Annotated in this window: 15 protein-coding genes; 2 read left to right on the top strand and 13 right to left on the bottom strand. The window is 63.4% G+C overall.

Annotation, left to right across the window (positions count from 1 at the left end):
- Positions 1-72: 72 nt before the first annotated feature.
- From rsmG to ACFPOU_RS06820, 3 genes are all read right to left on the bottom strand, one after another.
- Positions 73-726: a 16S rRNA (guanine(527)-N(7))-methyltransferase RsmG gene (rsmG, locus tag ACFPOU_RS06830; protein ID WP_379718582.1), complete on the bottom strand. Its 654-nt coding sequence runs from the start codon at positions 724-726 to the stop codon at positions 73-75.
- Positions 723-2,663 (bottom strand): tRNA uridine-5-carboxymethylaminomethyl(34) synthesis enzyme MnmG, encoded by a 1,941-nt coding sequence (mnmG, locus tag ACFPOU_RS06825; protein WP_379718579.1) that lies wholly within the window; start codon positions 2,661-2,663, stop codon positions 723-725. The genes rsmG and mnmG overlap by 4 nt, the downstream gene beginning before the upstream one ends.
- A gap of 224 nt (positions 2,664-2,887) precedes the next feature.
- Complete coding sequence (locus ACFPOU_RS06820; protein WP_379719017.1) at positions 2,888-3,658, bottom strand: sulfite exporter TauE/SafE family protein; 771 nt, start codon at positions 3,656-3,658, stop codon at positions 2,888-2,890.
- Between the two features lie 122 nt (positions 3,659-3,780).
- Here ACFPOU_RS06820 and ACFPOU_RS06815 point away from each other — a divergent pair, with 122 nt between their 5' ends.
- Positions 3,781-4,938, top strand: a complete 1,158-nt coding sequence (locus tag ACFPOU_RS06815; RefSeq protein WP_379718576.1) for an iron-containing alcohol dehydrogenase — start codon at positions 3,781-3,783, stop codon at positions 4,936-4,938.
- Here ACFPOU_RS06815 and ACFPOU_RS06810 read toward each other — a convergent pair whose 3' ends face one another.
- The 8 genes from ACFPOU_RS06810 to ACFPOU_RS06775 form a co-directional block, all read right to left on the bottom strand.
- The gene (locus tag ACFPOU_RS06810; protein ID WP_379718573.1) at positions 4,939-5,778 is read right to left on the bottom strand and encodes an alpha/beta fold hydrolase; all 840 of its coding nucleotides are present in this window, start codon (positions 5,776-5,778) and stop codon (positions 4,939-4,941) included.
- On the bottom strand, positions 5,775-6,797 hold the full coding sequence (locus ACFPOU_RS06805; protein ID WP_379718570.1) for a branched-chain amino acid ABC transporter permease: 1,023 nt from the start codon (positions 6,795-6,797) through the stop codon (positions 5,775-5,777). Before ACFPOU_RS06805 ends, ACFPOU_RS06810 begins: the two co-directional genes overlap by 4 nt.
- A 3-nt stretch (positions 6,798-6,800) precedes the next feature.
- Positions 6,801-7,685, bottom strand: a complete 885-nt coding sequence (locus ACFPOU_RS06800) for a branched-chain amino acid ABC transporter permease (protein WP_379718567.1) — start codon at positions 7,683-7,685, stop codon at positions 6,801-6,803.
- A 236-nt stretch (positions 7,686-7,921) separates the two neighbouring features.
- Complete coding sequence (locus tag ACFPOU_RS06795; protein ID WP_379718564.1) at positions 7,922-9,127, bottom strand: ABC transporter substrate-binding protein; 1,206 nt, start codon at positions 9,125-9,127, stop codon at positions 7,922-7,924.
- Between the two features lie 63 nt (positions 9,128-9,190).
- Positions 9,191-9,898 (bottom strand): ABC transporter ATP-binding protein, encoded by a 708-nt coding sequence (locus ACFPOU_RS06790; RefSeq protein WP_379718561.1) that lies wholly within the window; start codon positions 9,896-9,898, stop codon positions 9,191-9,193.
- Positions 9,895-10,668: an ABC transporter ATP-binding protein gene (locus tag ACFPOU_RS06785; protein WP_379718559.1), complete on the bottom strand. Its 774-nt coding sequence runs from the start codon at positions 10,666-10,668 to the stop codon at positions 9,895-9,897. The genes ACFPOU_RS06790 and ACFPOU_RS06785 overlap by 4 nt, the downstream gene beginning before the upstream one ends.
- Before the next feature lie 136 nt (positions 10,669-10,804).
- Positions 10,805-12,439 carry a GMC family oxidoreductase gene (locus tag ACFPOU_RS06780; protein ID WP_379718556.1) on the bottom strand — a complete coding sequence of 545 codons (1,635 nt, stop codon included), beginning with the start codon at positions 12,437-12,439 and terminating at the stop codon, positions 10,805-10,807.
- A gap of 9 nt (positions 12,440-12,448) precedes the next feature.
- Positions 12,449-13,480: an NAD(P)H-dependent flavin oxidoreductase gene (locus ACFPOU_RS06775; protein WP_379718553.1), complete on the bottom strand. Its 1,032-nt coding sequence runs from the start codon at positions 13,478-13,480 to the stop codon at positions 12,449-12,451.
- A 1,370-nt stretch (positions 13,481-14,850) separates the two neighbouring features.
- On the opposite strand from ACFPOU_RS06775, the gene ACFPOU_RS06770 reads away from it, so the two are divergent.
- Positions 14,851-15,630 carry a 5'-methylthioadenosine/adenosylhomocysteine nucleosidase gene (locus ACFPOU_RS06770; protein WP_379718550.1) on the top strand — a complete coding sequence of 260 codons (780 nt, stop codon included), beginning with the start codon at positions 14,851-14,853 and terminating at the stop codon, positions 15,628-15,630.
- Here ACFPOU_RS06770 and ald read toward each other — a convergent pair.
- Both ald and putA read right to left on the bottom strand, forming a co-directional pair.
- Positions 15,600-16,715 (bottom strand): alanine dehydrogenase, encoded by a 1,116-nt coding sequence (gene ald / locus ACFPOU_RS06765; protein WP_379718547.1) that lies wholly within the window; start codon positions 16,713-16,715, stop codon positions 15,600-15,602. The genes ACFPOU_RS06770 and ald overlap by 31 nt on opposite strands.
- A 46-nt stretch (positions 16,716-16,761) precedes the next feature.
- Positions 16,762-20,409 (bottom strand): trifunctional transcriptional regulator/proline dehydrogenase/L-glutamate gamma-semialdehyde dehydrogenase, encoded by a 3,648-nt coding sequence (gene putA, locus ACFPOU_RS06760; RefSeq protein ID WP_379718543.1) that lies wholly within the window; start codon positions 20,407-20,409, stop codon positions 16,762-16,764.
- Positions 20,410-20,434 lie beyond the last annotated feature (25 nt).

Here is a 20,434-nt window from a genome sequence, read left to right as displayed (position 1 = left end):
GTCGTACCGTTCATATTAAATAAACCATTAGTTCGGTTTATATGAAATAAACGGTATAAACCATTTATATTGTTAGGATGTTTGTTCAGCTCGTTCGATGAAAACCAGGTGCCGCTCCGCTTCCAGTTTCGCCACCCGTATCGGCCGTGATTCCGTCACCTTCCATGCGCCTGGCAGCCTTTCCTGCTCCTCGCTCGGCGCCGTGCCTTTCAAGGCGATGAATTGCCCGCCCTCGGCCAGCAGGTGTCCCGACCAGGTGACGAAATCGGAGAGGTCGGCAAAGGCGCGCGAGGTGATGACGTCGAAGGGCCCCGCTGTCAAATCCTGCACCTTCATCGTGTAGACGGTGACGTTTTTCAATCCCAGCTCGGCCTTGACCTGCGTGAGGAAGGCGGTTTTCTTGTGCACGGTGTCGATCAGGGAGACCTGCAACTCGGGCCGCGCGATCGCCAGCACGATGCCGGGCAAGCCGCCCCCTGCGCCGACGTCGAGCACCTGCCTGGCGTGCGCGAACGCCGGCACGGCGGCCAGCGAATCGAGCAGGTGATGGGTGACCATCTGCAGCGGGTCGCGCAGCGAGGTGAGGTTGTAGACGCCGTTCCACTTGGCCATCAGGGCCAGGTAATCCATCAATTGTTCGCGCTGGGCCGCCCACAGTGGCAAATCCATCTCGTCGATGCCGTCGCTCAGGACGTGCATCAGTTTCTCGCGGTCAAAACCCTTCACTGTGCGCCCTCCTCGTTGCTGGCTGGCATCGCCGCAAACCCGCTGGCGCCGCGTTTTTTCAGGTGGACCAGCAGCAGGGAAATCGCTGCCGGCGTCACGCCAGAGATGCGCGACGCCTGGCCCAGGGTTTCCGGGCGCTGCCTGTCGAGCTTCTGGCGCACCTCGAACGAGAGCGCCGTGATGTCCAGGTAGGCCAGGTTTTCCGGCAATTTCAGGTTTTCATAATGGTCGTGGCGTTCGACTTCGCGCGCCTGGCGCTCGATATAGCCGGCGTATTTCAGCTGGATTTCGACTTGCTCCTGGACTGCCGGATCTTCCACGCCGGGGCCGGCCAGCGCCTGCCCTTCGACGCCCTGCATCGTCATCAGGGTCGGATAGGCAACCGCCGGGCGGCGCAGCAGATCGGCCAGGTTGTACTCGCGTTCGAGGGCCTGGCCGACGACGCGCTGCGATTCGGCTGCCGCCAGGATGCGCGGGTTGACCCAGGTCGAACGCAGCCGCTCCAGTTCACGCGCCACCGCTTCGCGCTTGCGTTCGAAAGCTTCCCATTGGACGTCGCCGACGACCCCGAGCTTGCGGCCGATTTCCGTCAGGCGCATGTCGGCATTGTCTTCGCGCAGCGATAAGCGGTATTCGGCGCGGCTGGTAAACATCCGGTAGGGTTCGGCCACGCCCTGGGTGGTCAGGTCGTCGACCAGCACCCCCAGATAGGCTTCGGAACGGCCCGGCGTCCAGGCCTCTTGCCCCTGTGTTTGCAAGGCGGCGTTCATGCCGGCCAAGAGCCCCTGGGCGGCGGCTTCCTCGTAGCCGGTCGTGCCATTGATCTGGCCGGCGAAAAACAGGCCGCGGATCGATTTCGTTTCCAGCGACGCCTTCAGGGCGCGCGGGTCGAAATAATCGTATTCGATGGCGTAGCCCGGGCGCAGGATGAACGCGTTTTCCATGCCTTGCATCGAGCGCACCAGGGCCAGTTGCACGTCGAACGGCAGGCTGGTCGATATCCCGTTCGGATAGATTTCGTGCGTCGTGAGCCCTTCCGGTTCCAGGAAAATCTGGTGCGATTCTTTGGAGGAAAAGCGGTGGATCTTGTCTTCGATCGAGGGACAATAGCGCGGGCCGACGCCTTCGATCACGCCGGTGTACATCGGGCTGCGGTCGAGACCGTTGCGGATGATGTCGTGGGTCCGGGCATTCGTATGCGTCACCCAGCAAGGCACTTGCTTCGGATGCATGGCGGCATTGCCCATATAGGAGAACACCGGCACCGGATCGAGGTCGCCCGGTTGCTCGGCCAGCCGCGAGAAATCGATGCTGCGTCCATCGATGCGCGGCGGCGTGCCGGTTTTCAAGCGCCCTTGCGGCAGCTTCAATTCTTTCAGTCGGCTCGACAGGGAGACGGCTGCCGGGTCGCCAGCGCGCCCGGCCGTGTAGTTTTGCAGGCCGACGTGAATCTTCCCGTCCAGGAAAGTACCGGCCGTGAGCACCACGGCGCGGGCACGGAATCGCAGTCCGATCTGGGTCACGGCACCGACGACACGGTCGCCCTCGACCATCAGGTCGTCCACCGCCTGCTGGAACAGCCACAGGTTCGGCTGGTTCTCGATGCGCGAACGGATCGCTGCCTTGTAGAGGATGCGGTCGGCCTGGGCGCGCGTGGCACGCACGGCCGGGCCCTTCGACGAATTCAGGATGCGGAACTGGATGCCGGCCTCGTCCGTGGCAATGGCCATGGCGCCACCGAGGGCGTCGACCTCCTTGACCAGGTGGCCCTTGCCGATGCCGCCGATGGACGGATTGCAAGACATCTGGCCGAGGGTTTCGATGTTGTGGGTAAGGAGCAGCGTCTTCTGCCCCATGCGTGCGGACGCGAGTGCAGCCTCGGTGCCGGCATGGCCGCCGCCGACGACGATCACGTCGAATTCAGTTGGAAATAGCATGATGGAGGTGTAAGGCGAGGAAGGCTAATGCGCGATTATAGGATCTTTTGTGCGCCTGAACTCAGCGCGGCCAAAAAACAGCGAGCCTTTTGTTTCACGTGGAACACACCGGATTGCGACCGAGCGCTGTTTCACGTGAAACAATCCGGGTAGCCTCCATGATGTCGAGGGTAAAAAAAGCCGGACGGCGTGTGCCCATTCGGCTCGGTTCCACGTGAAACAATCTAGCCTGCCAAGCGCGTCGCCGCATCGACGCCGGTTTTGACGATCAGCGTCGATACCACGACCAGGAACAATTGACGTACGAACGCGCTGCCGTACCTCATCGCAAGGCGCGTGCCGATTAACGAACCGCCAATCTGGCACGCGGCCATCAACAAACCCAGCTGCCACAACAAATGACCGCTGTAGCCAAACCACATCAGCGCCGACAGGTTGCATGCAACATTCACGATTTTCGCGGCCGCCGAAGCGCTGAGAAAATCGAAGCCGAAACAACGCACGAACAAAAAAATCAAAAAGCTGCCCGTCCCTGGCCCAAAGAAACCATCGTAGAAGCCGATGGCAGCGCCAATGCCGATCGCCCACCAGCGCTCGGCCGTCCCGCTGTGGACGGGCGCATGCACCTTGCCCAGGTCCTTCTTGCGAAACGTGTAAAAGGCAACGGCCAGCAACACGAACGGGAGCAGGCTGCGCACGAAGTCGCCCGGTACCCGGGTCACGGTCCAGGCGCCGGCAAAGGACAAGGCAAATGCCGCGACGGCCGCCGGCGCCGCCGTACTCCACGCGACGCGCACGCGGCGGGCATAGTTCACGGCCGCTGCGCTGGTGCCACAAATGCTGGCCAGCTTGTTCGTGCCGAGCAGCGTCGCAGGCGCTTCTTTCGGCAAGAAGGAAAAGATCGCGGGCACCTGGATCAAGCCGCCACCCCCCACCACGGCGTCCACCAGCCCGGCAAGAAAGGCTGCGCCGCCGAGCCATACGAAGTCGATCATCACCTGCTGTTCCCGTCCTGTTTTCGAAGCGAAATTGTACGGCAACTCGGCGGTACCCTGCCCTCAAGCCTGCCATTTCTGGTGTAAGCTGGCTCCACTATTCGAACGAATCCGGGGAGACCATGACTGCCTTTGCCTTCAACACCGTGGCCAGCATCGTGTCGGAAGCGGGCGCCGCCGCCCGCCTGGGGGAGCAGGTCGCCGAGCGTTTTCCGGACGCGCGCCGCGCCCTGATCGTCACCGATGCCGGCTTCCTGCGTACCGGCCTGCTCGCGCCGGCGCAAGCCAGCCTGCTTGCACACGGCTTGTCGGTCGATCTCTTTTCGGAGGTCGTCGCCGATCCGCCCGAGCAGGTGGTGCTCGACGCCGTCGGCTGCGCGCGCACCAATGGCGTCGACCTGGTGATCGGCTTCGGTGGCGGCAGTTCGATGGATGTGGCCAAACTGGTCGCGGTCCTTGCCGCCAGCGAGCAAACCCTGGCGCAGGTGTATGGGATCGGCAACGTCCGTGGCCAGCGCCTGCCACTGGTCCAGGTACCGACCACGGCCGGCACCGGTTCCGAGGTGACGAACATCGCCATCGTCACCACCGGCGCGACGACCAAGATGGGCGTCGTCGCTCCCCAGCTGTATGCGGACCTGGCCCTGCTCGACGCCGGTCTGACGCTGGGCTTGCCGCCCCTGGTGACGGCGGCCACCGGCATCGATGCGATGGTGCATGCGATCGAGGCTTACACCAGCAAGCACAAGAAGAATCCGCTGTCGGACAACCTGGCACGCGAAGCGCTGCGACTCCTGTCGGCCAACCTGATGACGGCGGTCGAAGATGGCGCCAACCTGGCAGCGCGGCAAGCGATGCTGCTCGGCGCCTGCCTGGCGGGCCAGGCCTTCTCGAATGCACCGGTGGCGGCCGTGCACGCCCTCGCCTACCCGATCGGCGGCATCTTCCACGTCCCGCACGGGTTGTCGAATTCGCTGGTGCTGCCCCATGTGCTGCGCTTTAATGCCTCGCACGCGGCGCCCTTGTATGCCGAACTGGCCGACATCGTCGTGCCAGGCTGCGTGGGCAGTGCCGAAGCCAAGACCGAGCTCTTGATTGCTGCGATGCAGCAGATCGCCGCGCGCACGGGTATCCAGACGCGGCTGGAAGACATGGGGATAGCCGAGGCCGACCTGGACCGGCTGGCGGACGACGCCATGCTGCAAACCCGCCTGCTCGGGAATAACCCGCGCCCGCTCACCCGCGCCGATGCACGCGCGATCTACGCCGCAGCGCTGTAGTCAAGCTGTCGTGGCGGGGACGCCAAAGAAGTCGAGCAGCAAGGCATTCACTTGCTCGGGGGCGCACACTTGCAACCAGTGGTCGGCGCACTCGACGCGTTCGTAGCGGAAGCGGCCGGCCACATAGCGCGCCGAGTCGCGCATCTGGGTTTCGCCCAGAAACGGGTCGCCGCTGCTCCAGACGCCCATGGACGGCACCTGCACAGGCGTCTGGCGATGGCCATGCACGATGCCGCGCGGAATGTTCGCACGGTAAACATTCAAAGCCGCCGTCATGCGGCCCGGCTCGCGCATGCTGCGTTTCCAGTGGCTGACCTGGGCGCGGTCGGTCGTCAAGCGCTCCAGCAGATAGCCATCGCCGGCCAGCAGTGCACGCTCGGCCAATCCGGGCGGCAACAACCACATGATGTAGCTCGATCGCAAGTATTGCAGCAGGCCGGCGCGCGCCAGCGCGGCCGGGTGGCCGACCGACAGCGCCACGTATTGCACGATGCGCTGCGGCGCCTGCATGCACAGCAGCCAGCCGATCACCGCGCCCCAATCGTGTCCGACCACGCGCGCGCGCTCGATGCCGAGCAGGTCGAGCATGGCGATCACGTCGGCGCACAGGTGGTCCAGGCGGTAGGCGTCGATGGCGAGCGGCGCGTCGCTGCCGCCATGCCCGCGCAGGTCGGGCGCGAGGACCCGGAAACCCGCCGCCACCAGCGGCGCGACCTGCTTGCGCCAGACGACGTGGGTATCCGGAAAGCCGTGCAGCAGCACGACCGCGGGTCCCTGGCCCACGCTCTGGACCTGCAGGTGCAGGCCATTCACGTTCAGGCGCAGGGACGCTTGCTTCATGCCGTTTCCCGGTCGGCCGGGGCCGCGACACGGTTGGCGGCGTCGGGCGCCTTTTTCCCCATCCGTTCCAGCAGCGCGCCGATTTCTCCGACGATACCGCGGCGGAACAGCAGCACGCAGACGATGAAGATCAAGCCGGTGACCATGCCCACCGATTCGCCCAGGGTCGAGAACCAGCCGATGCCGGTCGTTTCGGCCAGAAAATTGCCGACTTCACCGAGCTTGTTTTCCAGCGCCACGATGATGAAGGCGCCGATGATCGGGCCGGCCATGGTGCCCATCCCGCCCACCAGGGTCATCAGCACTACCAGGCCCGACATGGTCCAGTGCACGTCGGTCAGGGTTTCAAAGCCCAGCACCAGCGTCTTGGTAGCCCCTGCAAGGCCTGTAAGGGCCGCTGAGAGCACGAACGCGAGCAGCTTGTAGCGATCCGCGTCGTAACCCAAAGAAATGGCGCGTGGCTCGTTTTCCTTGATCGCCTTGAGCACCTGGCCGAAGGGCGAGTGCACCGTGCGGTTGATCAGGGCGAAGCCGCCGACGGCGATCGCCAGCACCACGTAGTACAAGGTCAGGTCGTTGGACAAGTCGATCATGCCCAGCAGTTTGCCGCGTGGCACGCCTTGCAAGCCGTCCTCACCGTGCGTGAACGGGGCGCGCAGGGCGGCGAAGTACACCATCTGCGCCAGGGCCAGGGTGATCATCGAAAAATAAATGCCCTGGCGGCGGATCGCGAGCGAACCGATCACCAGCCCCAGCACGGCGCTGGCGGCGACCCCGGCCAGGATGCCCAGTTCGGTGGGCAGGCCGGCGCTCGAGAGCAGGTAGCCGGTCGTGTAGCCGGCGCTGCCGAAGAAGGCGGCGTGGCCGAAGGAGAGCAAGCCGGTAAAGCCGATCAGCAGGTTGAAGGCGCAGGCGAACAGTGCGAAGCACAGCAGCTTCATCAGGAACACCGGATAGCCGAAGAAGGGCGCGGCCAGGGCGACCGCCAGGGCCAGTGCGTACAGGATTTTCTTGTTCATCGCTTATTTCTCCTTACCGAACAGACCGGCCGGGCGCAGCAGCAGCACGATGACCATGACCACGAACACGACGACCTCCGAGCCTTCCGGATAGAAGACCCGGGTCAAGCCTTCGATCACCCCCAGCAGCAAGCCGGTGATGATCGAGCCGAGAATCGATCCCATGCCGCCGATCACGACGACGGCGAACACGACGATGATGAGGTTCGAGCCCATCAGCGGCGTGACGTTGATCACCGGTGCCGCCAGCACGCCCGCCAGGCCGGCCAGGGCGACGCCGAAACCGTAGGTGAGGGTGACCATGCGCGGCACGTTGATGCCGAAGGCTTCCACCAGTTTCGGGTTTTCGGTACCGGCGCGCAGGTAGGCGCCCAGGCGCGTTTTCTCGATCACGAACCAGGTGCCGAGGCAGACGGTCAGCGAAGCGGCCACGACCCAGGCGCGGTAGTTCGGCAAGACCATGAAGCCGAGGTTGGTCGCCCCTTGCAGCTGCTCGGGCACGTTCAGGGTCTGGCCGGAGACGCCGAAGAAGGAGCGGAACACGCCTTCGAGCAGCAGCGTGATGCCGAAGGTCAGCAGCAGGCCGTACAGGTGATCGAGTTGATAGAGCCAGCGCAGCATCGTCTTTTCGACGACGATGCCGAACAGGCCCACGGCGAGCGGCGCGAGCACCAGCATCATCCAGTAGTTCAGGCCGTATTCGGTGACGCCGATGTAGGCCATGAAGGCCCCCATCATGTACAGCGCACCGTGGGAAAAATTGATGACGTTGAGCAGGCCGAAAATGACGGCCAGGCCGAGCGAGAGCATCGCATAGAAGGAACCATTGACCAGACCCAGCAGAAGCTGGCTCATCATGGCTTGCAGGGGAACTCCGAAAATTTCCATAGATACCCAAAGCAAAAAGTCGGGATGGCGGTCAGCCGGGGCGGCCGGACCGGCCAAGGAGAATTGGTGAAGCATGCCGCAATGCATGCGCCCGTTGCGCGCGTGGACGGGAGGCCCCGTCCACCCTGCCTGACCGCAGGGACAAGGGGTGGACGGCTATGCCGTCCACGCGTTCAAGCGACGCTGGCGTTACGGCGAAACTGACGACACCGCGCGCAATGCGCGGCCTTGCTGCATCACTTCCAGGCCGCGCACTTCGTCTCGGACTTCTTGGTGAACGCCTGCTCGCCCGGGATGGTCGCGACGACCTTGTAGTAATCCCATGGATACTTCGACTCGGCCTTCGATTTCACTTGCATCAGGTACATGTCGTGCACCATGCGCCCATCTTCGCGGATGACGCCGTTCTTGGCGAACATGTCGTTGATCTTGGTCGACTTCAGCTTGGCCATGACCTTGGTCGCGTCGTCGGTGCCGATTGCCTTGACCGCGTTCAGGTATTGGGTCGTTGCCGAATAGTCGGCCGCCTGCAGCATCGACGGCTCTTTCTTCATCTTGGCGAAGTAACGCTTCGACCAGGCGCGGGTGTCGGCGTTCATGTCCCAGTACCAGCCATCGGTCAGGTACATGCCCTGGGTCGCGTCCAGTCCCAGGGTGTGGACGTCGTTGATGAACACCAGCAGGCCGGCGATTTTCATGCCCGGGGTGATGCCGAATTCCTTGGCCGCCTTGATCGAGTTGATCGTGTCGCCGCCGGCATTGGCCAGGCCCAGCACCTGTGCCTTGGACGCTTGCGCCTGCAGCAGGAAGGACGAGAAGTCCGAGGCCGACAGCGGGTGCTTCACGCTGCCCAGGACGGTGCCGCCGTTGGCCTTGACCACTTCGGTGGTGTCCTTTTCCAGCGACTGGCCGAAAGCATAGTCGGCAGTCAGGAAGTACCAGCTCTTGCCGCCCTGCTTGAGCACGGCCGAGCCGGTGCCGCGCGCCACCGCCACGGTGTCGTAGGCGTAGTGCACGGTGTAGGGCGAACACTGTTCGTTGGTCAGCTGGGCGGTGCCGGCGCCGATCGAAATGAACACCTTTTTCTTCTCGGCCGCGATTTTCGCCATGGCCAGGTTGGCGCCCGAATTGGTGCCGCCGATCAGCATGTCGAGGCCTTGCTGGTCGAACCATTCGCGCGCCTTGGAGGCGGCGATGTCGGGCTTGTTCTGGTGGTCGGCCACCACGAACTGGACTTTCTTGCCGTTGACGGCGCCGCCCATGTCGGCGATCGCCATGCGCACGGCTTCGGCGCCGCCATTGCCGTCGACGTCGGAATAGACGCCGGACAGGTCGGTCAGCAAGCCGATCTTGATCGTATCGCCGCTGATTTGCGCGTGGGCGGGAGCGGCCAGGGCGAACAGGGCGGCGCTGGTGGCGAGGGCGAGGGCTGTGCGTTTCATTATTGTGTCTCCGTTCTTGTGGTTGATGGTGCTATTGGTACTTTTTACTGAGTACTGCATTGCCTATACGCCGAGCAGTTCGGTCAGCACCGGCATCCGGGCCTGGAGGTCTTGCGCCTCGATGGTCTCGACGATCTGGCCATGCTCGACAACGTGGAAACGGTCCGCGAGGGGCGCGGCGAAGCGGAAATTCTGCTCGACCATGATGATCGTGTAGCCCTTCGCCTTGAGCATGGTGATCATGCGGGCCAGGCCCTGCACAATGACCGGCGCCAGGCCCTCGGAAATCTCGTCGAGCAGCAGCAGGCGCGCGCCGGTGCGCAGGATGCGCGCCACCGCCAGCATCTGCTGCTCGCCGCCCGACAGGCGCGTGCCCTGGCTGTGGCGGCGCTCTTTCAGGTTCGGGAACATCTCGTAGATCTCATCGATCGACATGGCCGCGCCGCCGCCTTTCAGGGCGGGCGGCAGCATCAGGTTTTCCTCGGTCGACAGCGACGAGAAAATTCCGCGCTCTTCCGGGCAATAACCGACGCCGAGGTGGGCGATGCGGTGGGTCGGCAAGCCGACCGCCTCGACGCCATTGATGCGGATCACGCCGCTGCGGCGCCCCGTCAATCCCATGATGGCGCGCAGCGTCGTCGTGCGGCCGGCGCCGTTACGGCCTAACAGGGTCACGACTTCGCCCTGCGCGACCGACAGGCTGATGCCGTGCAGGATGTGCGATTCGCCATACCAGGCTTGCAGGTCGATAATTTCCAGGGCGGCCGTCATGCGTGCCCCGCTTCGAGTTCGCCGCTGGTGGTGCCCATGTAGGCTTCCATCACTTGTGGATTGTTCGACACCTCCACATACGTTCCTTCGGCCAGCATGGCGCCGCGCTGGAGGACGGAAATGCGGTCGCAAATGCCGGCGACGACGCTCATATTGTGTTCGACCATCAAGATCGTGCGTCCTTGCGAGACTTTCTTGATCAGGGCCGTCACGCGGTGCACGTCTTCGTGGCCCATGCCCTGGGTCGGCTCATCGAGCAGCATCAGTTCCGGTTCCATCGCCAGCGTGGTGGCGATCTCGAGCGCGCGCTTGCGGCCGTACGGCAAATCGGCGGTGACGGTATCGGCAAAACCGGACAGGTCGACTTCGTCGAGCAGCGCCATGGCACGTTCGTTCAGGGAAGACAGGGAGGCTTCGCTGCGCCAGAAATGAAAACTCGTCCCCAGCTCGCGCTGCAGGCCGATGCGCACGTTTTGCAGCACGGTGAGATGCGGAAACACGGCGGAAATCTGGAACGAACGGATGATGCCGCGACGCGCGATCTGCGCCGGTTTGTCTTCGGTGATATCGCGGCCGTTGAACAGGATCTGGCCCGAGGTCGGCACCAGGAACTTGGTCAGCAAATTAAAACAGGTGGTCTTGCCGGCGCCGTTCGGGCCGATCAAGGCGTGGATGTGCCCGCGCTGGACGCGCAGGTTGACATCATTGACTGCTGTAAAACCCTTGAACTCTTTGGTCAAGTTTTTCGTTTCAAGAATGACGTCTGCCATCGTGTCTCCAGTGCGTGGATGTGCTGCGTCGAACACAACTTGGCAAATATTACACAGATTAGGTCTTTACACAATACAACGCTAACCTGTGCAGGGAAGCACAACATCACCGCTTACGCAGACCGCCTGTGCAAAATTACACAGGGCGTTTTTGCGCGCCAACGATCAGGGCGGCTGCCTTTTCGGCAATCATCAGGGTCGGGGCATTCGTATTGCCTGACGTAATGAACGGCATCACGGAAGCATCGACCACGCGCAAGCCGCCGACCCCGATCACGCGCAGCGCGCTGTCGACCACCGCGCCCGGGTCGGTCGGCTTGCCCATCTTGCAGGTGCCTACCGGATGGAAGATCGTGGTGCCGATCAAGCCTGCCGCTTCGGCCAGTTCTTCCTCGGTGCGGTAGTGGATGCCCGGCTTGAATTCCTGCGGCTGGTAGCGCGCCAGGGCCGGGGCGGCGACGATGCGGCGCGTCAGTGCCAGCGCGGCGGCCGCTGTTTTCCGGTCTTCCTGCGTACTGAGGTAGTTGGGCGTGATCTTTGGCGGCGCATAACTGTCGTGCGTTGCAAGGCGCACATGCCCGCGCGCGGTCGGACGCAGGTCGCAGACGCTGGCGGTGAACGCGGGGAAACCGTGCAAGGGATCGCCGAATTTTTCCAGGGACAGGGGCTGGACATGGTATTGCAGGTTGGGCGTGGCGTGCTCGGGTCCGGAACGGGCAAAGGCGCCCAGTTGCGAAGGCGCCATCGACATCGGCCCGCTACGCAGGAAGGCATACTCGAGTCCGATTTTCATCTTGCCGAACCAGTTGGCGGCGCTTATGTTCAGGGTTTTCACGCCCTGCACCTTGTAGACCATGCGCAGTTGCAAATGATCCTGCAAGTTTTCGCCCACGCCAGGCAATTCGACGACCGGCTGGACGCCGTGACGATGCAGGTGGTCGCCGGCCCCGATGCCCGACAATTGCAGGATGTGAGGCGAACCGATGGCGCCGGCGGCGAGCAGCGTTTCGCGGCGAGCGCTGGCGCTATGGGCGCGCCCGCCGCCGGTAAATTGCACGCCGCGGCAGACGGCGCCGGTTGCCGTCGTTTCCACGATCAGGCGCTCGACGTGGCAACCGGTCATGATGGTCAGGTTCGGGCGCTGCGCGGCCGGCTTCAAGAAGGCCTTTGCGGTATTCAAGCGAATCCCGCGCCGCTGGTTGACTTCGAAATACGCGCTACCGGCATTGTCGCCGCCATTGAAATCGTCGACCTTGCCAATGCCGACCTCGGCCGCGGCATCGCGGAAGGCGTCCAGGATCTTCCAGGATAGCCGCTGCTGTTCGACGCGCCACTCGCCGCCGGCGCCGTGGACCTCGCTGGCGCCGCGATGGTGGTCTTCGCTTTTCTTGAACAGCGGCAGCACCTCGTTCCAGCGCCAGGAATCGTCGCCGCTGACCTCGGCCCAGCGGTCGTAATCTTCCTTCTGGCCACGCATGTAGATCATGCCGTTGATCGACGAACTGCCGCCCAGTACTTTGCCGCGCGGATAGATCAGGGCACGCCCGCCGAGGCCTGCGTCCGGTTCGGTATTGAACAGCCAGTCGGTGCGCGGATTGCCGATGCAATGCAGGTAACCGACGGGAATGTGGATCCAGAGGTAATCGTCGCGCGCGCCCGCTTCGATCAGGAGTACCTCGACCTGCTGATTTTGCGTCAAGCGATTGGCCAACACGCAGCCAGCGGTACCGGCCCCCACGATGATGTAGTCGTATTCTCCAGCCGATTCCACGCTATCTCCTCAAGTCTGCAATTCGGAAGCCAACAACTGCACGAGTTTCCCTGCCGGCATCGGCCGCGCCCGCGCAAATTCAGTGCCGGCCCACATCGACATCAATTCGGTGTCGCCCTGCTTTGCGGCAGCGGCGCGGATGCTGGCGGTGAGCGCATTCTGGACCGGATACGGCGGCACCAGCGCTTCCACGGCTTGCATCTGCCGCATGAAGCGGTTTTCCAGGCCGCGTGCATAGCGCCCGGAAAAACTGCGCGTCAGGCGCGTGCGCCCTTCCCCGCTCAGCAGGCGCGCCTTGTACGCCGGGTGCAGCGCCGCTTCGTCGGTGACGAGGAAAGCAGTGCCCATCTGCACGGCGCGCGCCCCCAGCGCCAGCGCCCGCTTGATGTCGGCGCCGCTCATGATGCCGCCGGCGGCAATCACGGGAATCTTGACGGCCGCCGCGACCGCCGGCCACAGTTCCGGGCCCGAGAGCACCGCATCTTCCTGGCGTCCGATGAACGTGCCACGGTGTCCGCCAGCCTCGATGCCCGAGGCCACCACCGCATCGGCGCCGATCGCTTCCCAGGCCAGGGCCTCTTCCACCGTGGTGACGGTGCCGATCACCTGAATACCGGCCCCATGCAGGCGTTCGACTTGCACACCTTCCAGGATGCCGAAGGTAAAACTGGCGGCTGCCGGACGCAGGTTCAGCAGCATCTCGAACTGGGCCGCGAAATCCTCGCACCAGGCGGCCGGGACCGGCAAGCCATCCCAGCCCAGGCTTTCCCATACCGGGCGCAGCAGTTCGACCGCGCCTTCCAACTCGGCGCGGCTGGGCTCGGGTTTGCTCTGGATGAAAAAATTCAGCAGGAACGGACGCTCGCTCAGGCTGCGGATGCGCGCCACCTGCTGTGCGATCGTCGCGGGAGCGAGGAGCGAACAGGGCAAGGCGCCGAGCGCGCCGGCCTCGGACACGGTGGCAACCAGTTCCGGCGTGCACGCGCCCCCCGCCATCGGTCCCTGGACCACCGGTACCTGGAACAAGCCATCGATTCCCATGTCCGCCCCCCGCATTGTCGAATCAGAAAGCCAAGCTTACCAGATCGTAAACTTCGCGCCAGTAGCTCATCTGTGGATAAGCCTATTGATATCCACAGGAACGCATTGTGCAAAAACGCGGCTTTGGCGTGGCGCCGACATCTTGTCCAGATTTGCCACGGCGTCGATACAGCCGGCATCACAGGTTTATACCGCATGTAAACCGATGATTTCGCGTTCATTAACGGACTTATCCACAAAAAAGGCCACTTGTTAACACTATTACTACCGTTGTATACCTATGTAGGTTGTAAACCTGTACAGCGCAGCGGGAACAGGAAATTTTTTTTATGGCCGCCCTCGAATTGTTGGCGCCAGGCGTCAAATTCTTCCGGCCGAACCCGTCTGTCACTGCACGGGCCTGGCCCTCCTCGCTCTTGCCCGCCAAGCAAGCGGCAAGCCAGCGCCGCTTTCCTGCCTGCACAGGGTGTGGACAAACCCATGCATATCCACAGGAGTGAATGTGCAAAAGCCCGGTTCGTGCCGACGCTGAAGAATCTGTACACGTTCGGTGCAAGCGCGATACAGCGCTTGTACGCGACATCGAAACGCAGGTAAGCCATTGACGCTGTGGAGAAAATCCACTTTATCCACAGTAAACGGCCGCGTTTACTACTACTACTATTTTTATATCTATCTCTTTTAATTAAATAGATAGCAGAGGCGCGCTGTGAAAAACCGGTGGGCGACAGCCGCTGGCCGGGGCCAGCCCACGGGTTCGGGGGCGGCAAGCGTTGGGCAGGAAGAAAGCGAAGCCAGCACGTCGCCATCGGGCGTGCACCTTGCAAGCGCCGTCAACAAAAATCGGCATGCGCCGGTCGGCGACCAGGGAGCCCCTTTATTTATCCACGGGTTTCGGGTTTGGCAGGAAACACCATGTCGGCGTATGGAACAGGAAGTCCTGTCCGGCCACCTTGCCGGCCGGGGTGATGGATCGAGCCGGGCGACGCCATCGTGGCGAACAACCGGCTAGTCGTCAAAAATCGGCGGGCCGCGTCCCGCGGGCTGTGGACAAGCCACTGCATATCCACAGGAGCCTATGTGCAGAACGACGTTTACTGAAGGACCGCTTTTTTTTCTCCAACATCGGTGCAGGGTCGATACAATCTTTGTCCAGCTCGATTGTGATGCCGCAAGCCGCTGATCTTGTGGAGTAAACCGCTCTTATCCACAGTAAACTGCGCGTTTACTATCACTACCAATTTGTATACATACCTTTATTACTGTAAACAGAGAACAGGGTGAACGGCGTGGAAAACCCGTCCAGCACGATGCAACCAGGCTGAACTCGGTCTCCCGCCTCCTTACTGCCCTTGTTTTTAAAGAAAATCATGCGTCTCGGGATCATCAGTGCACTGTCTGAAGAACAGCAGGGGCTCGTGGAGGCCATGCAGGGGCCCCACAAGCTCATCCATGGTCAGCGCGACTACTGGGTCGGACGACTGTGGGAAATCGACGCTGTATGCGTCCTGTCGCGAATTGGCAAGGTTGCCGCTGCGGTGACGACGACGGTGCTTGTGGAGAAGTTCGGAGTTACCCACATTCTCTTTACGGGCGTTGCCGGTGCCGGCGCCAGGACGATCGCCGTGGGCGACATCGTGGTGGCCGAATCGCTGGTCCAGCACGACATGGATGCCAGCCCCCTGTTTCCCCGCTTCGAGGTGCCGCTCACGGGGCTAACCCATTTCCCGGCCGACCACGCGCTGGGCACGCGCCTGCTGGAAGCGGCCTCCGGTTTCCTGGACGAAGACTTTGTCGATGCGATCGATCCGCGCGAGCGGGCGGCATTCAATTTGACCCGGCCCCGGATCCACCGCGGCTTGATTGCCAGCGGCGACCAGTTCGTCGACGACCGCGCCCATATCAATGACTTGAATGCGGCCCTGCCGGGCCTGGTGGCGGTCGAGATGGAAGGAGCGGCGGTGGCGCAGGTGTGTCACGAGCTGGGCGTTCCCTGCGCCGTGCTGCGGACCATTTCCGACAATGCCAATGAAGACGCGGCCACCGATTTTTTACGTTTCGTAAAATCGGTGGCCGCGCGCTATGCCTTTTACATTGTCAGGCGTTTTTGCCTGCAGACTCATTTCAGCAGCGAATCGGCCGGCACATAGTCGTAACCGAGCGCTGTCGCGACCGCTTCATACGTGACCTTGCCCAGGCAGACGTTGAGCCCCTGGCGCAAATGCGCATCGTCCAGCAGGGCCCGGCGCCAGCCCTTGCTTGCCAGGGCCAGGGCATGGCCGATGGTGGCGTTGTTCAGCGCAAAGGTCGAGGTGCGGGCCACGGCGCCCGGCATGTTCGCCACGCAGTAATGGACCACGCCATCGACGACGAAGGTCGGATCGGCATGGGTGGTGGCGTGCGACGTTTCGAAGCAGCCGCCCTGGTCGATCGCCACGTCGACCACGACCGCCCCCTTCTTCATGCGCGAAATCATCGCTTTCGTCACCAGCTTCGGCGCCGCCGCACCCGGCACCAGCACGCCGCCGATGACCAAATCGGCCGCCAGCACCGCTTCCTCGATCGCTTGGCCCGTCGAATACACGGTGGCGATGCGGTTGCCGTACACCAGGTCGAGCTGGCGCAGGCGCTCGATGTTTTTGTCGAGCACCGTGACCCGGGCGCCGCTACCGACCGCCATTTGCAAGGCATTGGTGCCGACCACGCCGGCACCGATGATGACGATGTGGCCAGGCGCCACGCCCGGCACGCCGCCCAGCAGCAGTCCCATGCCGCCCTTGGATTTTTCCAGGTGGGCCGCGCCGGCCTGGATCGACATGCGCCCCGCCACTTCGCTCATGGGCGCAAGCAGCGGCAAGCCGCCGCCGCCGCCGGTAATCGTTTCGTAGGCAATGCAGACCGCCTTCGAGGCGACCAGCGCCGCCGTCTGTTCCGGATCCGGCGCCAGGTGCAGATAGGTGTACAGAATCTGTCCTTCGCGCAGCATCGCGCATTCGCCCGGTTGCGGTTCCTTGACTTTGACGATCATGCCGGCCCGGGCAAAGATTTCTTGCGCGCTGTCGACGATCGTGGCGCCGGCCTTCATGTATTGCTCGTCCGACAAGCCGATCTCCGCGCCGGCGTTCTTCTGGACAATCACCTGATGCCCCCGTGCGACCAGTTCGTGCACGGAAGGCGGGGTCAGGCCGACCCGGTATTCATGGTTTTTGATTTCTTTTGGAACGCCAACTAACATGTCTTCCTCCCATTGAACGAAACGAACGACCTTTACTTCACCATCATTACAGTCCCAGCGTCATCAGGCTTGCGTTGCCCCCAGCGGCCGTCGTGTTGATGCAAACGGCGCGTTCCGCCACCAGGCGCCAGATGGCCACCGGCGCCTGCGCACTGGTGTCGACGATGCCGACGATGGCGCCGTCCTTGGCCGCCAGCTGCGAGCGCAGCTGGCCCGGCATGCCGGCTTCGATCAGGGCGATGCCGGCTTCGCAGTCGCCCACCTCGGCCGCGCCGATCAAGCGGATGCGCTCGCGCACCTCCGGCGGCAAGTTTTCCGGCACCACCATGTGCGCGCTGGCCAGGATGAAGGCGCGGTTGCCCGTTGCCAGCACCGCTGCCAGTTGATTGAGCATGCCCTTCAGTGAATGCGCGGCGCACAGCACGCCGCCGCGCGGGACAAAGGACAGGCGGTTCGTTTCGCCGGTCGGGCCCGGCAACGCCAATGTCGTGCCGCTCAGCTGGGTGCGCGCATAGGCGTCACCCAGGGCAAAAATGTCTTGGTGACCATTGTTACGTGCCCAGGCCAGCAGCGCGGACAGTGCCGCATACGCGCGGTTCGCGTGGGTCGGCAAGGGCGCCGCCTGGCGCTGCAGGCGCTTGATGTACAGCGGACCGCCCGCCTTCGGACCGGTGCCGGATTTGCCCTCGCCCCCGAATGGCTGGACGCCGACGACGGCGCCGACGATATTCCGGTTGACGTAGATATTGCCGACGTGGGCGCGGGTGATGACGAAATCGATGGTTTCGTCGATGCGCGAATGCACGCCCAGGGTCAAGCCGTAGCCGGTCGCATTGATGGCATCGACCACCTTGCCCAGATCGGCGCGGCGGTAGCGCACGATGTGCAGCACGGGGCCGAAGACTTCCTGTTTCAGTTCCGACAAGGAACCGATTTCCAGCACGGTCGGCGCCACGAAGCTGCCGTGCGCCGTCACCGAGTCTGGCAAGTCGAGCGCGAAATGCTGCCTGGCGGTTGCGCGCATGCGCGTGATATGGGCCAGCAGCGTGCCCTGGGCCTCGGCGTCGATGACGGGACCGATGTCGGTCGCCAAGCGGTCGGGGCTGCCGACGCGCAGTTCGTCGAGCGCACCCTTTAACATTTGGATCGTCTTATCGGCAATCTCCTGCTGCAGGAACAATACCCGCAGCGCCGAGCAGCGCTGGCCGGCGCTGTCGAAGGCTGAACTGAGCACGTCCTGCACGACTTGCTCCGGCAGCGCCGAAGAGTCGACGATCAGGGCGTTCTGGCCGCCCGTTTCCGCGACCAGGGGAATGTCGATGCCCTCGGCGTCGGCGCGCTTGGCCAGCGTACGGTTGATCAGTTGCGCCACTTCGGTCGAGCCCGTAAAGATGAGGCCTTTTACACGCGCGTCGGCGCTGAGGGCGGCGCCGACGACTTCGCCTCGGCCCGGCAGCAATTGCAGGGCGGCACGCGGGATGCCGGCTTCGTGAAACAGTGCGACGGCGCGCTGCGCGATCAGCGGCGTCTGCTCGGCCGGTTTTGCGAGCACGACATTGCCGGCGGCCAGGGCCGCGGCAACTTGACCCGTAAAAATAGCGAGCGGGAAATTCCAAGGGCTGATGCAGGTGACCGGTCCCAAGGCCTGCATTTGCGGCGCATCCTTCACCTGGGCGCCGTAATAACGCAAGAAGTCGACGGCTTCGCGGATTTCGGCAATCGCGTTCGGCAAGGATTTGCCGGCTTCGCGCACGGCCAGGGCCATCAGCTCGGCGCAGTTTTCCTCGAATAAGTCGGCCACGCGCTCGAGGATGGCGGCGCGTTCGCGGTTCGCGCTGTTGTTCCAGTCGCCGGCAAACGCGGCGGCGGCCAGCAAGGCGGTCTCGACGTCGGCCTGGGACGCTTCGGTGATGTGGCCGACAATATCGGCGTGCTGCGCAGGATTGACGACGGCCAGCGTGGCGGCGCCTTCCACCTTGCCGGCGATCAGCGGCGCGGCGCGGTAAGCACGCTGGCGCGACAGCGCGCTCCCCAGCGTGCGCAGCGCATCCTCGTTCGTCAGGTCGATGCCGGCCGAGTTCTTGCGTTCGGTACCGAACAGCGCGCGCGGCAGGGCGATCCCCGGGTGCGGCTTGCCGCCACTGGCGCGCGCCTCTTCGAAGGGATCCTTGAGTAATGTTTCGATGGCGACCTTTTCGTCGACGATCTGGTTCACGAACGAGGAATTCGCCCCGTTTTCGAGCAGGCGGCGCACCAGGTAGGCGAGCAGGGTTTCGTGCGAGCCGACCGGCGCGTAGATACGGCAAGGCTTGTTCAAGTTATCTCGACCGACCACCTGGTCGTACAGCGTCTCGCCCATGCCGTGCAGGCACTGGAATTCATAATGCTCGACGCCGCGTTCCTTGGCCCAGGTGTAGATCACGGCCAGGGTATGCGCGTTATGGGTGGCGAACTGGGAGTAGATGACATCGGTCGCGCCCAGCAGTTTTTCGGCGCAGGTCAGGTAGGACAGGTCCGTATGCACCTTGCGCGTATAGACCGGGAAGCCCGGCATGCCGTCGACTTGCGCACGCTTGATCTCGGCATCCCAATACGCTCCTTTGACCAGGCGCACCATGAATTTCCGGCCGCTGCGTCTGGCCAGGTCGATCACGTGATCGATCACGAAGGGGCAGCGCTTTTGATAACCCTGCACCACCAGGCCGATGCCGTCAAAACCTTTCAGATCTGCATCGAAGGCCAGTGCTTCGAGCATGTCGAGCGAGATCTCGAGGCGGTCGGCTTCTTCGGCGTCGATGTTCATGCCGATGTTGTACTGTTTGGCCAGTAACACGAGGCTGCGCACGCGTGGCAGCAGTTCGTTCATCACGCGGCTCGACTGCGCGCGGCTGTAGCGCGGGTGCAGGGCCGACAGCTTGATCGAAATGCCCGGGCCGTTCTGGATGCCGCGCCCGTCCGACGCCTTGCCGATCGCGTGGATCGCCTTTTCGTAGGACGCGTAATAGGCTCGGGCGTCGGACTCGGTCAGCGCCGCTTCACCCAGCATGTCGTAGGAATATTGATAACCGCGCGCTTCGTTCGGCTGGCTGTTTTTCAGGGCTTCGTCGATGGTCTGGCCGGTGACGAACTGGTTGCCGAGCATGCGCATGGCCAGATCGACGCCCTTGCGGATCACGGGTTCGCCGCCCTTGGCGATCAGTTTCGTCATGGCCGCACCGAGTCCGCGCTCGCTGTTGCTCGCCACTAGTTTGCCGGTAATGAGCAAGCCCCAGGTGGCGGCGTTGACGAACAGCGAGGGCGATTCGCCCAGGTGGCTTTTCCAATCGCCGCGGCTGATCTTATCGGCGATCAGGCGGTCGGCGGTGGCGCTGTCGGGAATGCGCAGCAAGGCTTCCGCCAGGCACATCAAGGCCACGCCTTCTTCCGACGACAGCGAAAATTCGTGCATCAGGGCGTCGACCCCGGAGGCGCGCGTGCGTTTTGCGCGCACCGCGCAGACCAGCCGGTGCGCCAGCGGTGTCGCACCCGCAGCCGGACGCGCCCCCTGGGCCAGCAACCATTGCACGGCTTCGGCCTCGTCGCGCCGGTAAGCGGCCGTGATGGCGGCGCGCAGGGGCGGCTGCTCCGGCTTGAGTTCGGACTGAAAAACATCGAAGGGAACGAAGGTGGCGGCGTTCGTTGCGGCGATCTGCATGACGGGTCTTTGCATTGGAAAAGAA

This window comes from Massilia jejuensis, assembly GCF_042656795.1.
In the GTDB taxonomy this organism is placed as follows: domain Bacteria; phylum Pseudomonadota; class Gammaproteobacteria; order Burkholderiales; family Burkholderiaceae_D; genus Telluria; species Telluria jejuensis.
The sequence above is the reverse complement of the archived record's forward strand: the minus strand, read 5'-3'. Positions and strand labels throughout refer to the sequence as shown.